This is a genomic window from Colwellia piezophila ATCC BAA-637 (genome assembly GCF_000378625.1).
Taxonomy (GTDB): domain Bacteria; phylum Pseudomonadota; class Gammaproteobacteria; order Enterobacterales; family Alteromonadaceae; genus Colwellia; species Colwellia piezophila.
Genome location: NZ_KB905174.1, coordinates 64,232 through 79,317 on the forward strand (window position 1 = coordinate 64,232; position 15,086 = coordinate 79,317).

The following is a 15,086-nucleotide window of genomic DNA, read 5'->3' on the forward strand; positions in this document are numbered from 1 at the left end:
TATAAAAATGGTTTTTTTATACATATAGTGACGTTATGTATAGATAAGTGCTGTTTCCTATATCCGTTATAAAACAGCACTTATTCTTCGCATTAGGCTACTTCCCATATGTAGCTACTCATTTCATTGAGTACAGTATCAAGCTGATCTTCTAACACGCTATTAAAGCGTTTGGCTCCACCTTGGTCAGCGAAACGTTGGTTAACAAAATCTCGATCAATAACTGCTTCGTGCACCAGCTGTTTAGCTAAACGTTCAAGCCATTTTCGTTGATTTGGATTCCAGCTATGCTCACTATAGATCCGTGACATTGCCATTTGTACCCGTTGCTCAAATGGGATTAAGGCTTCTTTTAAAGCTGCTTGCCTGATATAGCCGATAATACTGGCAGCGATGTCTTGATTACTATTATTTCGCCAAGCAGTTTGTAAGTGAGTGGCACTGAAACCGGCGTCATCAAGTAGCAATTTCACTTCTTTGAGTTGCTCTCGGGTTAAATCTTTCGGTCTATTAACTACCACAGAAAGTGCGGCAGACTTGTTAATGTTATTTAGAATAAAGTCATTAAAACTGTCTAAATAGTCTGCAGGTTTTTCATGAATACCATAGGTCTGCTCACGTCCAAGAAACTCGTCTTTCCCTTGGTAAATGATTGGCATCTGGTCTGAACCGGCAATATGGCGTACTTGAGCCAGTTGATCTAATAAACTGCTATGTTTAATTAAAAATACTGCTGCGTCTTTTGGTCCCAATTGATGAAGATGTTGGTGCAGTTTGTCTGGAGCCACTCCCCAACTAGCCTCTAATTGACTCAATTTATCTTTAAGCTCAGGTTTCGTTTCTGCTTTTTTAGTCGCTTTGCGCATTACACGCATTACTTTCTGGCTTAGGTGATTTAATACATCGTCAGCATGGGACGTTGCCTCTTGTTCACCTGGTGTATCAAGCGCTTGCTCAAGGTGTTGTGGATCTGTGAGTTCTTCCATCAACTGTTCTATGGTGATATTTGGGTCTTTACTGATAGGCTTCATGGTGTTTACATCTTCTAAAGCACTATAGAGATCTACGGGGTCGTATATTTTAAATGCCGTTTTTCCAATTTCATCGCAACGCCTAGTCGCACGGCCCATCATTTGCTCGTATAAAATACGAGATTTCACTCGGCGTAAAAAGACTAGGTGACATATTTTAGGAACATCGATACCTGTTGTTAACAAGTCAACGGTGATGGCGATGTTTGGGTAGCGTTCGTTTTTATATTTGCGAATAAGCTGATTAACTTTATCGCTTTCACCTGTTATTTTAGCGACTGCGGCTTGATTATAATCATCTTGATACAAAGCTATAAAAGCTTTGTCGAGCGCGGTTTTAACCATATCTGCATGTAAATCTCTGGTGCAAAATATTAAGGTTTTTTCGTCGCTAAAGGGGTCTAATTCTTTAACCAATTGTTCGCAGATAACATTGTTAAACTCTTCGGTGATCACGCGACTATTAAATGATTCGATATTAAATTTAACTTCGTCTTCCAGCTCAGCTGTTTCAACTTCACCTGTTTGGGTGTTGATAACCGAAACCGTTTCCCCTTTATCAAAGGTAATACCATTTTTACTCAATAAGGTTTCATATTTTATTGGCGGTTCATGGTCGGTTAACCAGTCGGCTGCAACAGCCTCACGATAAGTATAGGTATAAACGGGTTTGCCAAATATATCACTGGTGTGTTTTGCTGGCGTTGCGGTTAAACCAATTTTCACAGCGTCAAAATAATCTAATACTCGTCGATAAGAAGATAAATACTGGCTAGCATCTCGGTTAGCTACTTCACCTTCAGTCATCTCTTTGTCTAACGCGTAACCACGGTGAGCTTCATCAACAATAATACAATCGAACTCATCTAATGGCGGCGGTGAATCAGAGATAAAGATACGATTAACCATGGCCTGTACCGTTGCCACTTTAATTCGCGTTTCTGCTTCAGTTGCCATGTCGCCTAATTGCGCAATATTGTAAATTGAAGATAGTGTTTTATTTTGTTCAAGTTGCGCTTCGTCAAAGGCGTCACTCGCTTGGCTTCCTAAGGCTGTTCTATCAACCAAAAATAATATTCGCTTAAAGCGCTCGGCCTTTAGAAAACGATACATTAAACCGATAATGGTACGGGTTTTACCTGTGCCAGTTGCCATCGCCAGTAAACAGCTGGTTTTACCATGTTCTAATGCTGTCTCCACCGCCTGAATTGCTTTTTCTTGATAGTCACGTAAACCTAAATAGCTAAAACCTTCTTGCTGAAGTAGTTGTTCTGCCGCTTCTTTGCTGCGTGTTAGCTTATCAATTAAGCCATCAGGTGAATGAAAGCTTTCTAATGGCCTAGCGGCATTACTTGCTTTACGTACATCACGAAACCAAGTACCAGAGAGTTCTTTGATATTTTTATTGAAATTACGGCCATTAGAGGAATAAACAAAGGGTATATGATAATGGCTGTCTGATTCGTCTGCCCAGGCAACGGTTCTGCCTTCAGTAATCCATGCTCCTGTTATAGGTGAATGAACATTAAAACCTTTAGAATATCGTTCGGCTTGTGGTATTTTTCCAGCAACATTGGTGTTTTCTTTTTTAGCTTCAACTACTGCAATGGCAGTTAATCCACAAAATAATACATAGTCTGCGCGACCTTTTTTACCTTGATGCAATGTAGGCCATTCGGCGATAGCAATGTTTTTACCTTTTTCAGGACGAGTACCGCTGGCGTAAGTTAATAATTGGGTATCTGCTTGCCAACCAACATCGATTAGTTGTTGGTCGATGATAATTCGCGTGAGTTCTTCATTAAGTTCAAAATTACTACTGGCTTTTTTAGTGCGTTTACCAACCTGTTTTCGGGCTGCTGTAACTTCTTTATCTTTTTCTTTGAGTTGTAATTGTAGTTCTTTAAGCCGCTGCTCAAACGCTTGCTGTTGCTCAATGATAGTTTGTTCATGTAATTTAGCTTGTTGCGCTAATGTTCGAGCTTCAACATCCATTTGCTCAGCAAGAACGGCATACTCTTCTTTTTCTTGCGCTAATAAACTCGTTAGCTTTTGGTCATTTTCTATTTGTTCATTGTTCTCAAGTAACTGGTTTTGTAATGTTTGAATTTGAGTTTGTAGCAGGCGAAGTTGATGGCTAGGGTCTTCTGGTAAAATGAATGGTCCAGGCTTAAAAGCCTGCTTGAGATTAGCAAAAGAACGATGGAACCAGATTGCTAGTTCACGTGCCAATTTTAAACCGTCTAATGCTTCTTTATGTTTAGTTACAAACTGATGATTGGCTATGTTGCCTTCAACTCGTAGTGTATAAAATAATTGTTTAATTATTGGTTCAAGACTTATTGCACGATTTATTCTATACAGTAACTCGTGCTGACTTGTCGCATCGTCGAACTCAACTCCAGAACGGGCAGCAATATCTTGCGCCAGCGCTTCACCTAGCTGACGTAATTTCATCAGTGTGGTGTTGGGATCGCTAGCAAACACCTGTTCTGCTGTACTCGCCAGCTGAAAATAAACAGGGTCATGCTGTTTTAAAAACTCGAAGTTACTGCCTGTACTAGTCATTAGATGTCCTTTCTTATTCTTCAGAAAAATAGTCTGTATCAAGCGTTTTAATTTCAAATACTTGCTTAATGCTGACACCAAGGTTGTATTCGAGCATAAGTTCAGTGAGCATTTCGCCATCAATTAACACAATTCGCTTTTCAATCATGCCAGCAAACTCTATTGCTTCTTTACTAAAACGACTGGTGGTTATAAATACACCTTTTTTAGCCCTGTGCATATCAAGTGCGCCAGCGAATGCTTGCAAGTCTGGCCGCCCTACGGTTTTATTGGTATAGCGTTTTGCTTGAAGATAGATCATCTCGAGACCTAATTTATCTTCTTTAATAATGCCGTCAATACCACCGTCTTGGCTATATTGTGTTGCCTGGCCGGCATCTTTTCGTGAACCGCCGTAGCCCATAGCGACCATTAAATCGACCACTAAGTTTTCAAAAAACTCTGGTGATGCTTTCAATATGGTATCGAGAATATCAGCAGTTAAAGCAGAATTTATTGTTTCAAACGCTGTTTCGAGTGTTTCTTGCGGGGTTTGTTCATTACTTGAATTAGCTAAATCGACCTGCAGTACTTCAGTTTCGCCTTTATTACTTCTCATTTTAAAGGCAATGAAATCGCTGAATTGGCTGAGATATTTATTATTAATCTCTTTTCCTGAAGCTAAGGCTTGTGTACCTATATCAGTAATGTTGCAGTAAGCACGTTTAGGTTGTTCTATTAACCCTGCTTGTACTAAATACGTCTTAGCCCAGCTTAAACGATGATAAGCATAGGTTTGCTTGCCACTTGGAATTCGCAGATGAAGTTGCTCAGGCGTTAAACCTAATTGATTATAAACCTTAGTATCAATGTCTTTTAGCCTAACAACACAACCATCAGCTAGTTCGCGCAGCAATGGTGTCATAAATGATTGATAATTTGGTACAGACATATAAATCCTTTTATTGATTTGCATTATTAACCTTCAGGTTAAATAGCTAATCCATTATTATTTTTGACTTTTTTTAGTCTGTAGTGATATTACAATAAATAAAGGAGCTTAACAAAAAAGCTTATTTTTGGGTTGTCACTATTTGTTTTCTTCTCTTTTTCTTTCCATTTTTTAAATACGGATTTTAGTACTTATTTCTAAGTATTTCTCGAATGAAATTATTTTGATTGAGCTATTAGTAATGCCCTAAATTGGCAAAGCATAAGTATGACTTCTTCTCTTAAGTGCTGGTCAATTTTGAACTTTACCAGTACGTTATTGTTCAAAATTCACTCAGTATTTCAAAAGTAAAGGTAATGGATTTTACCGATCGTTGAAGAATGGATAATGATGACCCAGAATTTTAATTTTTTAAAGAAAGGCTCATTTGTAAAATCATAAGAAGTTGAAAAGTGGGTGTTTATTTTTTTAGGCTACTTATCTCCATCAATTTTTACTGCGAAAAGCACTGCGAAAACTGCGAATTTTGATTAAAAATCAGTGCATAACTGCGAATTTAATTTTTTATAACTGCGAATTTTCGCAGAGTATGGTGATTAAATAACAGCCAATGGTATGGCTATTTCAAGTTAGGGACATTTGGCTATTAACAATGCTTTCAAATAGCATGACACAAATGTATTTCTATCCCCTAACTGGTTGGATAATTACATGAGATTTGCCAATCAATTACATCACTTATACCAGTGATTAATATTTTACACTGCCAGTAAAGAACATTTACTTTGACCACCCAATAACTGGTAGGTGACCACTGATTAATTAATAATAAATCTTTAATTTTATTCGAAAGATGACTTTAGCCCTTGCTTCTTTAATGGCAGCTTGTACCACATTGCGGACGTTTTTATGAACCAAATCCACCTCAGCTAAGGGTCAGTTTAGATACGATAGCGGACATTAGCCTTGGCTTATCTAGCGACAAGGGATCCGACTAAATCAGCCCTGCGTTAGATATTTAAATTGTTCTAAATTTAATCAGGAATCTGTAAAGTCAAAAATTCTAATTTGGTTAAAAACACCAAAAACGGACATTCGATTAACATGATTTTAGGTATTGAAATTTTTATAATGGGGTATATACCGCCTTAAAGCTTTTGCCTTAATTTACTGCTTTTAATTATTACTTTGACGTGTTCTTGAGTTGGCTGGGGCAATCGTCGTATGTATATGCTCCTTCGGTGTTTTATTATCATTAGGAAGTGATATTACTTAAAGGTATAATTAGCCTACCAAACTTTACATAGCGATTAAAAGTCTAACTAGACATGTACCAATAATTACATTAATACCGCTAAGTCTATTTGGTCAAAACTAATGACTTGACCATTAAATTCTTTAGCAAAAGTCTGTGCGTCTATTTTTTTACTAAAACTCGCTAAAGTTTTACCCATAGCACCGGTTTTTTCTGAACCGATAACAAACCATGCCACTTTAGCATCGATAAAGTAATTATCATTCGGGGTCTCCCATGGTGATTTACTCATATCATGCACTAACATTGTGGTGACGTTACGTTTGTTTTCTGGGTCGAGATAAAAACTAAACATGTCTCGAGTAGAACAAAATTTATGCACAGTATCGCTTTGTTCTTGGCTAAGTTGTTTACGATATAACTCACCTTTGGGACCACTAAAGTTTGTTATTAGCATGCCGCATAGGTGACATTCATCTGCTGATTCAATGGCAACTGCGTTTTGTACAACTTTTTGTTTTGTATCTGGCTCTGAACAAGCAGTTAAAAACAAATGAACAAATAATATTAAAAAAATAAGTTTCCATATTTTCATTAGAGGGATTTTCTCCTAAAGATAATAATTGCAGTAGTTAAAGGTAACAATACCCAAAGCAGTAATAATGAAAATAATTGAAATTGCGTTAAACTAGCATTAATTGCGATGGCCAAAACACCATTGACATCCCCACGATCTAACCCGGCAAGATTCACTAACCTGAAAATATCTGCAGGATTGAGCATCATTAATTGTGTTAAACCTTGCTGACTAATACCATCTTCAATGCCCACTAATAGGGCCAGTAGCGCTAGGTCGAACACTAAAGCAAACAAGAACCAAACGATTAAAGCAAACCCTGCAGCTTTTGATTTTTCACTCACTGATAAACTAATGATATACGCGATAGCAGTAAAACTTAGTCCTAATAAAATGGCACTACCAATAAAAACCCCAAAAGTAGATAACACCTCAATTGAGCCCATATTGACATATAACAGGCAAGCTGAAGCGCCAAACCCTAGTAAAATAGCAACTGAAATAATACCACCTTGACCAATAAATTTACCGAGTAATAACTGCGTTTTACTTAATGGGTAGGTTAATAACAATAATAATGTGCCATTTTCTTGTTCGCCAATAAAGCTATCGTAGCTGACTAAAAGTGCAATCAGTGGTATTAAAAAAACAGCTAAACTGGCTAAACTAGCAATGGTAGTCGACAGTGATGTAATGCCTAACTCCCCTGCCGAGGCTGAGCCGAAATAAGTTAACCCTAACGATAAAACCGTAAAAATAACGGTAATAGAAACTAACCAACGGTTTCTCAACCCGTCGTAAAACTCTTTACTTGCTACGGTAAAAATTTGATTCATGATTGGCCTTCTAAATTTTCAATTACAGTATTCTCATTAGTATTGACCTGGTATTCTTTTGATAAGAAATATTGATATAATTGCTCTAAATTTGCCGAATTCATTTCGATATTTTGTAAATTAGGGTAATTCAATAAATGACGTAACGTTGCTAATTTTTCTTGTTCTGGCACTAATAAAATATCATCAGATTTTGTATTATTAAAATATTTGAGCAGATGACCATCTTCTCTTAATGCGCCATTTAACCCATACGCTTTAATCGAGACAGGTAAATCCGCAGATTTTCTTAATACTTCTAAAGTCCCTGTAGCGATCACCTTGCCAGAAGAGATGATCATTGCACGATCAATGTGTTTTTCAACGCCAGGCAGCACGTGAGAGCATAAAATAACGCTAGTACCTTGGTTTTTTAATTGATCAACTGTCTTATAAAAGTCAGCGGTTGCAATAGGGTCTAGACCCACAGTGGGTTCATCAAGTAAGAGCAACTGTGGGTGACCAATAAAGGCTTGTGCTAAGCCTAACCGTTGCCGCATCCCTTTAGAGTAAGTTTTAACTTGGCGTTTCATCGCATGTGCAACACCTACCTGTTCAAGTAATGCGATGGCATGCTTTTTATCGAAGCCTTTTAGTTTTGACAAATAAGTAATAACTTCGAACCCGGTTAATTGCTCATAAAAACTCACATTTTCAGGTAAAAAACCTATTTTCGCACGCATATGCCATGCTTCTTTTGAATCAGGGGCAACACCCATCACTTCAATATCGCCATGACTGGGTGATATTACACCGAGAATCAATTTCATCATCGTGGTTTTACCTGCTCCATTATGGCCAAAGAGTCCTAATACCTCTCCTTGGTCTAATTGCAGATCTATCCCTTGTAAAACGGGTGATTTTCCATAGTTCTTGCCAACATTTTTTAATAATACAAGCGGTGAGTGAGTCAAGTTTAGGGTCATAAAATAATACTCTTAATGCCTTACTATTGCTGAAACAGCGTTACTATCGTTTGCATTGGTGGCAGTTTTAGCAGCCGAAAATGGTGAACGGCTCTGTGTTGATTGAATAAGTAAATCACTTGCGTGGGGGGAAACCATTAAAGGAAAGCTATCTTTAACCCCTGGCGATTTTAATACCGGAAACTGGCGTTGTACCCAGCGTAAAATTAATACCGCAGGGCTGTCCATTAACATTTTCATTTCTGGGTATTGCCAAACAAGATTATCAATCCCGTCATTTGGCTCAAAAATCACATCGCCTATATTGTCGTTATTCATGTCCCAACCTAAATAATTACTCCAGTAATTACCTTTACCGTCAACGCTCCATTCTTGTTTTTTATTGGAAACATATTTTACTTGGGTCCGATTGTTAATAAAACTATTGCCAAACACTTTGGTGTTTTCAGAGCCCGCCGTTAAATGAATGCCTATTTCGGCGGTGTCAATGACATTACCACTGATGGTATTATAAGCTGAGTTATAAACGAACAACCCTTTACCATCGCGCCCCAGTACTTTGTTTTCCGGTTTGGTCCAAACATTTTTAATGATATTATTTTTGATTTCTGACGAGGTGATAAAGTTCATCAAAAAGCCATAATCTTCACTGTTCTCGCTGCGATTTCCTGCCACTAACAAATCACGAGAGCTCATCAATGCATAACTCGCTCGCGTATTATAAGCGGTGTTGTTGATGACTTTATTATTGTGAGAGTACATATAGTGAACACCGTAACGCAGGGTGTGCATGGTATTATTATCAATAGTATTTTCTTGGCTGGAAATAATGTAAAGCCCATCGCGGGTATGAAATATTGTATTACCTCGTATCTCAGCATGCTTAACAATAGAAAGTTGAATACCATTGCCACGGTCTACTGAACGTAACGCGGCATTACCTTCGATCGTATTATTTAATACCTTAATACGTTCGGCTTTTTGCAGCCAAATACCAAAACCATCACCTTGAAGTTGGTTGTTTTTAATGACGATATGGCTAGCTTTTTGATCGGAATAAATGCCTGAATCTTGGTCGGTTAAATCTCGCCCCCAATTAATAATGGTGAGATTTTCTATGGTGATATTTGAGTTTTTTAATAACAAAGCATGACCTTTTCCTTGAGCGTTAATCACTACAGGTGCAATATCTTTGGCTTTGGTGGCGGTTAAGGTAATTTGACGTTCAATAACAAAATTTCCGATGTATTCTCCCGCCGCTAAAAAGACAACATCGCCATCAGCGCTGCTGTCAAGCTGCTGTTGTAAATTATCTTGCGGTGAAACCTCAATTGTTTTTGCCTGTAGACTAACGGATAAAAAACATGTCGTTAAGTAAATGTATAAAACTATAAGGTTTAAGCTATTTTTCACTGTTATCAATAGGGTGTTTTTCCAATTTCTGAAAGTACTAAAAAGCATCATACAAAGTAAAGGTTATGCTTTTAATCTGGGTTATGAGTTAAGGTTTATCGGCAAGTAAGCATCAAGTATCAAGTATCAACGGGGTTGATAAGAAGATAATAGGTATCTTCTTATCAATATTTCTCCACTAATACTCTCTATGGGTAGCTAGGCTTGAACCAACATTCTGCCGCGCATTTCCATATGTAGTGCATGGCAGAACCAATTACAGTAATACCATTGCACGCCGGGTTTATCGGCAATAAAGGTAATCGATGCCGTTGCTTGTGGGCCAATTTCCATTTGTACACCATGGTTAGTCATACAAAAACCATGTGTGACATCTTCAACTTGGTCAAGATTAGTGACAACAACGGTGACTTCATCACCGAGTTTCACTTTAAACTCAGTGATACCGAATATAGGGGCAATAGATGTCATGTAAACACGTACTTTTTTACCGTCACGAATAACCTTGTTGTCAATATAAACATCAACGCCATCTTTTTTCGCCATTGCAATTGTTTCAGCAAAAAATGGGTCGTCACGTGGCCATAATTTAAAGGGTTTCATTGTACTACGATGTACCATAATACAATCATGCGGTTCAGCAAAGGCAGGACCATCATGAACCAATTTCATTTCATCACCTGAAATATCAATTAACTGATCATTTTCAGGCCGTAAAGGGCCAACAGGTAAAAAGCGATCTTTCGAGAACTTAGACAAAGAAACTAACCATTTACCATCGGCGTCACGCGTTTCACCTAGTGAAGTATGATTATGCCCAGGTTGGTAATGTACATCTAATTTTTGACGAATATAGTTAACTTTTTTCCCGTTGTGTGCATCAATGGCATCTTGCACATTCCACTTAGCAATCTGACTATCTAAGAACAACGTGGTATATGCATTGCCTTTATTATCAAACGCAGTATGTAATGGCCCTAGACCTACTTCAGGCTCTGCTATAATGGCATCACGTGGTTTGATTTTATCATTAAATAAGTCATCTAATTTCTTAATAGAAATGATTGAAACAGTGGGTGATAATTTACCGGCAGCCATAAAATACTCACCATTAGGAGACGTATTTAGTCCATGCGGTGATTTAGGTACTGGGATGTATCGAGTTAAAGCGGAACCTTTACGTCCATCTAATACCGGGACATCATTACCATTATAGGTTTTAAAATTACCCGCTTTCACTGCTGCTTCACAACGCGCTAATGAAAAAACCACCACATGATCGCGCTCTGCTGTGATCATCTCACCTAAAGTCATGCCCATTTCTGAGTTATAACAAGTAGAGGCAAAATATTTACCGTCATAATCGGCATCGGTATTATCCAAATTGCCATCCACCATGACTTGGAATGCCACTTCCATTTTTTCTGCATCAATGACATTAAACAAAGAACGATAAGTGCTAACATCTTCTAAGCTCGCTTTGCCATCGTTATTCATTGGAATTTCGTACTCACCATTACAAATAACATATTTTGTATATGGCACTTTTTGTACGCGTAAACCGTGAATAGCATGTGCATTTGGCACGGTTAAAATTTTATCCGTTTTCATGATGTCACAACGAATACGGGCGACACGGGTATTAGCTTTATCGTTGATGAATACATATTTACCATTATATCGACCATCGGTCATGCTCATGTGTGGATGATGAGTATCACCAGTATGTATGTGAGCACTTTCACCTTTTATGCGTTTACTTTCATTGGTTAAGCCCCAGCCTGTGGCACTGTCCATATTAAAAACGGGAATACGCATTAATTCACGCATCGATGGGACACCTAGAATACGTACTTCACCTGATTGACCGCCACTCCAAAAACCATAATATTCATCTAAATCGCCAGGACCAACATGAGGGCTATTCTCAATTTTATTTCTTTGAGCTTGTGCCATGGATGAAAACATCGCAGCAGTCATTGGAGCGACAACAGCGCCAGCTCCTAATAACGCTGTTTTACCGAAAAATTTACGTCTTCCTTCATCCTGTAACTCTACGCTATTAGAGCTTTTATCATCTTCATTCATCACTCTTCTCCATTTGTTATTTTTAGTAGTAAAGGTATTTAGCCAACATTCACTATTTCAATTTCTTTAAATCGATTTTTCTTCCGGGCTAATTTTTTCAATGGTGGACATTTTTCGTCATTAAAATATGTAATTTGGCAATCTAAACAATAATGGCACTCACGCATGTTAATGGTACCGTCTGGATGTATCGCTTGAATTTCACATTCTTTTGCACAGGTTTTACATGGCTGACCACATTCTGGACGGCGTTTTAGCCAACTAAACAAGCGAATATTGTTACTGGTTGATAAGGCTGCGCCTAATGGGCATAAGTAACGACAAAAGAATTTACGGTTAAATAAGTTAATAAAAAGCAATAATAATGCCCAAGCGACAAAAGGCCATTGGCGATCAAATTTGAGTAAAAACGTGGTTTTAAACGGCTCTATCTCAGCAAATTGTTCCGCTAAGGCAAGTGAGTCTAGTGACATGCCAAAAAGGCCAAGTAAAATTAAATACTTAATTGCCCATAAACGTTCATGCACGGCAAACGGGGGTTCAATTTGAGGAAGTTTAATATAGCGAGCAAAAACGTTTAACAATTCCTGTAAAGCGCCGAACGGGCATAACCAGCCACAATAAACAGCTCTACCCCACAATAATATAGTTACGGCAGCCGCACACCAAAGAATAAAAATAACGGGGTCGAGTAAGAACAGATCCCAAGAAAAATCAGACATAAAGGCTTTAAGGAAAGTGAATACATTGACGACGGATAACTGGCCTCCCCATTCCCAGCCAATAAGAACAACAGTGACCACTAAAAAACAATGACGAAAATTGTGCAAGAAGGTAGGGTGTTTAACTAACACATCCTGAAAAAACAATGTTGCTAGTAACAAAACCATCAAAATAAGCAATATGACCACTTTGACATGATGTTCTTGCCATACTTCTTGAGTGAGGGTTAATTCTGGCTCGGGTAAAATGACGGGTGGGCGATTAACATAAGCGTCTAAAGTAGTGTAACTGCCTTTGAAGCTAGTAAAGACGCTATCAATAGCGCCTATTTGACGACGAACCAATAATTCCAGTTCCCAATCGACACCGGGGTTAAACTTATGCTGTGCTCTGACAATAAATAACGACATTTCTTTAAAACGAGGGGCTCCCTCGATATACAAATCCGTTATCCTATTATGGTCAAGATCACGAAAAGCAAAAGCATCTTCGTTTTGCAATATTTGAATACGGTCAAAGATGCCACCTCGCACATAACCCGAACCTTTATATGAATACCCATTACCTAATAAAATAATGGCATGTTCATCCGGTTTTAAGGTGCTGATTAACCAGTTATACTCAGAATCACCAAGTAAGTTACGTCCGATGGTAGGAATATTTACTTGAGCAAAGTAAATATCAGCAAACATTGCTTGTTTTTGTTGAGGTGATGCTTCATTAATATGTTCAGCTTCGGTGCCAACAAACGCCTCATCTATGGTTTTTCTGTTTAAAGATAATAAGCGTATTGAACCGTCACCTACTAATGTTTGCCAATTTTGTTGCTGATAAACATCAGGGTAAATAGTAGACATAGGTTGAATAATTGCTTGGCTTGCTTTAATAATTCCTAATGAACGCGCTACTTTTGTTGCAGATTTGGTAATAGCAACATTCATAACCATTACTGTCACTGTTGCCCCGGATAAGCCATCAATATGAATCACGCCATCTTTGTTGTTACCACCAATTTTTAATCGGTCACTTACCAATAAACCATCATATTGGCTGGTAAAGTTGTGCAGTTTATTCTCAGGAATACCAGCAAGAATAATAGGCTCGTGATGCTCAAGTACTTTAGCACCTAGGTAAATCCCTTCAGGGTTAATCGCGACTAGTATATTTACTGGCTCGCCTGAATAGGCAGGGATTTTTGCTACATCATTCGTTTCAAAGGCATAACCAATTATTTTTTCACCTTCATGAATAGTCCAAACTAAAGGCTCACCTTGTTTTTCGCTAATGTTGGTTGCCGTTGGAAATATTTGTTTGATGATCGGCATGGGATCTTTAGGTGGGCTAACAAACAATGCCTGGGCAGGTACCACAACACATAGAAATAACACTAGTATTGAAGCTAGTGAGGTGAATGTGTTTTTTGAAAAATACTGGATTAAATTAAATAACTTCAAACAGTAAACCTTATTTTTATTTTTATCAATTAAACACTAGTAAACAATCAATGTATCCGTATCCGCTTTACAACCTGAGAACAATTACAACAAATTCAGATTAAAGTAATAGTTTTAATCTATGTATTTCATTTCACGAACACCGAATTATGTATTTTTTATTAGGCTATGTGAATAGTTAACTTACAACATTACAGACGGTTTTATAGCTATTCTCGATACCTTAATTGTGAGTGACTTTCAGTGTATTGTTAGCTATTGATGCTAAGATAAAAAAATCCTATTAAAACATGAAGAATGATTAGGTGAGATAAAACATAATAAGCTAAGTCGAATATAGACTAACATCTCATTTATGCAATCTTACTCTTGTAAAATGTATTGACGTGCTGAATTAGGCTATATAATTAGATGTGTTTATTTTGAAACCCATAAAAATATAAAAATATAAAAATTAACAATAAAAACAATGTGTTATTGTTGTGCGGAAAGTTGAATAATGTGTCGATTGTTTAAAATAACCTTTATTTATTGATAGGTTAATTTTTTAGTGTGAAACACCTGTTATTCAATAGAATAAATATCCTTGGATAAATAATATAGATCGAGAAAATGAATTTTCTGTGGCGGAAAGGGGCTGTTTTCGCCTTAGAATTAAGGCTCTAAATTCGTTTGGAACTTTAATGTTTCCAATGTCCGCTTTGGGGATTTGAGATCTAACTCCATGCAAAAGTTTTAGGCATAATTTTAGTTGTGAATGGATGTTGTTTTTAAGTGAAAACGACCTCTTTAGGCTCACTGAACGGCCGTTATTAACTCAAGATTTAATGTCAGGAATTGGCTATCAGTTGACCTAAATATCAACCAGTAGCTAACGTCAACAATGCGCACTAAGTGATCTTTAACTCTAATTAATTTAACGACTGTTTTATCAAATGCTTGTCATTTACTTAGTGGCTAAACTGAATGTAATTAAGGGTCATACTCGATGTAATTGTGTCGAACAGTCGCATGTTATTTTCCACTGATAACATCAGAACAATTCCCAAAGTGGCTTTTGACTAAAATTCATTCGATATGTCAATAAAATTTGACGGTGTATTTTACCGATCGTTAACGGTTCTAAAACGACTAGGCTTGATTTTAACTTTATAGGGAAAGGCTCATTTGTAAATATGTAATTGGTTGAAAATTAACTGTTTATTATTTTACACTGTTTGTTTTAATAAATTTACACTGCGAAAA

At 37.4% G+C, this 15,086-nt stretch carries 8 protein-coding genes; all 8 read right to left on the reverse strand.

What is annotated here, in order from left to right; genetic code table 11:
- Positions 1–92 precede the first annotated feature (92 nt).
- The 8 genes from hsdR to nosR all read right to left on the reverse strand — a co-directional run bounded on the left by hsdR (position 93) and on the right by nosR (position 13,841).
- Positions 93–3,599, reverse strand: coding sequence for a type I restriction-modification system endonuclease (gene hsdR, locus F580_RS0120585; RefSeq protein ID WP_019029652.1), 3,507 nt, complete (start codon positions 3,597–3,599; stop codon positions 93–95).
- A gap of 13 nt (positions 3,600–3,612) precedes the next feature.
- A complete protein-coding gene (locus F580_RS0120590; RefSeq protein WP_019029653.1) occupies positions 3,613–4,530 on the reverse strand; it encodes a restriction endonuclease in 918 nt (305 codons plus the stop codon).
- 1,340 nt (positions 4,531–5,870) lie between these two features.
- The gene (locus tag F580_RS0120595; RefSeq protein WP_019029654.1) at positions 5,871–6,380 is read right to left on the reverse strand and encodes a nitrous oxide reductase accessory protein NosL; all 510 of its coding nucleotides are present in this window, start codon (positions 6,378–6,380) and stop codon (positions 5,871–5,873) included.
- Positions 6,380–7,198, reverse strand: a complete 819-nt coding sequence (locus F580_RS0120600; RefSeq protein ID WP_019029655.1) for an ABC transporter permease — start codon at positions 7,196–7,198, stop codon at positions 6,380–6,382. The genes F580_RS0120595 and F580_RS0120600 overlap by 1 nt, the downstream gene beginning before the upstream one ends.
- Positions 7,195–8,163 carry an ABC transporter ATP-binding protein gene (locus F580_RS0120605; protein WP_019029656.1) on the reverse strand — a complete coding sequence of 323 codons (969 nt, stop codon included), beginning with the start codon at positions 8,161–8,163 and terminating at the stop codon, positions 7,195–7,197. The genes F580_RS0120600 and F580_RS0120605 overlap by 4 nt, the downstream gene beginning before the upstream one ends.
- Positions 8,164–8,175: 12 nt before the next feature.
- Positions 8,176–9,576 (reverse strand): nitrous oxide reductase family maturation protein NosD, encoded by a 1,401-nt coding sequence (locus F580_RS0120610; protein WP_019029657.1) that lies wholly within the window; start codon positions 9,574–9,576, stop codon positions 8,176–8,178.
- 198 nt (positions 9,577–9,774) lie between these two features.
- Positions 9,775–11,664, reverse strand: coding sequence for a TAT-dependent nitrous-oxide reductase (nosZ, locus tag F580_RS0120615; protein WP_019029658.1), 1,890 nt, complete (start codon positions 11,662–11,664; stop codon positions 9,775–9,777).
- A 38-nt stretch (positions 11,665–11,702) separates the two neighbouring features.
- Entirely contained in the window at positions 11,703–13,841 is a 2,139-nt protein-coding gene (nosR, locus tag F580_RS0120620; RefSeq protein WP_245560660.1) for a transcriptional regulator NosR, read from the reverse strand.
- Positions 13,842–15,086 lie beyond the last annotated feature (1,245 nt).

Bases quoted from the DNA above. Each gene is read 5' to 3' on its own strand.
- F580_RS0120590 (WP_019029653.1), bottom strand. From the start codon at position 4,530: ATGTCTGTACCAAATTATCAATCATTTATGACACCATTGCTGCGCGAA.
- F580_RS0120600 (WP_019029655.1), bottom strand. From the start codon at position 7,198: ATGAATCAAATTTTTACCGTAGCAAGTAAAGAGTTTTACGACGGGTTG.
- hsdR (WP_019029652.1), bottom strand. From the start codon at position 3,599: ATGACTAGTACAGGCAGTAACTTCGAGTTTTTAAAACAGCATGACCCT.
- nosZ (WP_019029658.1), bottom strand. From the start codon at position 11,664: ATGAATGAAGATGATAAAAGCTCTAATAGCGTAGAGTTACAGGATGAA.
- F580_RS0120595 (WP_019029654.1), bottom strand. From the start codon at position 6,380: ATGAAAATATGGAAACTTATTTTTTTAATATTATTTGTTCATTTGTTT.
- F580_RS0120605 (WP_019029656.1), bottom strand. From the start codon at position 8,163: ATGACCCTAAACTTGACTCACTCACCGCTTGTATTATTAAAAAATGTT.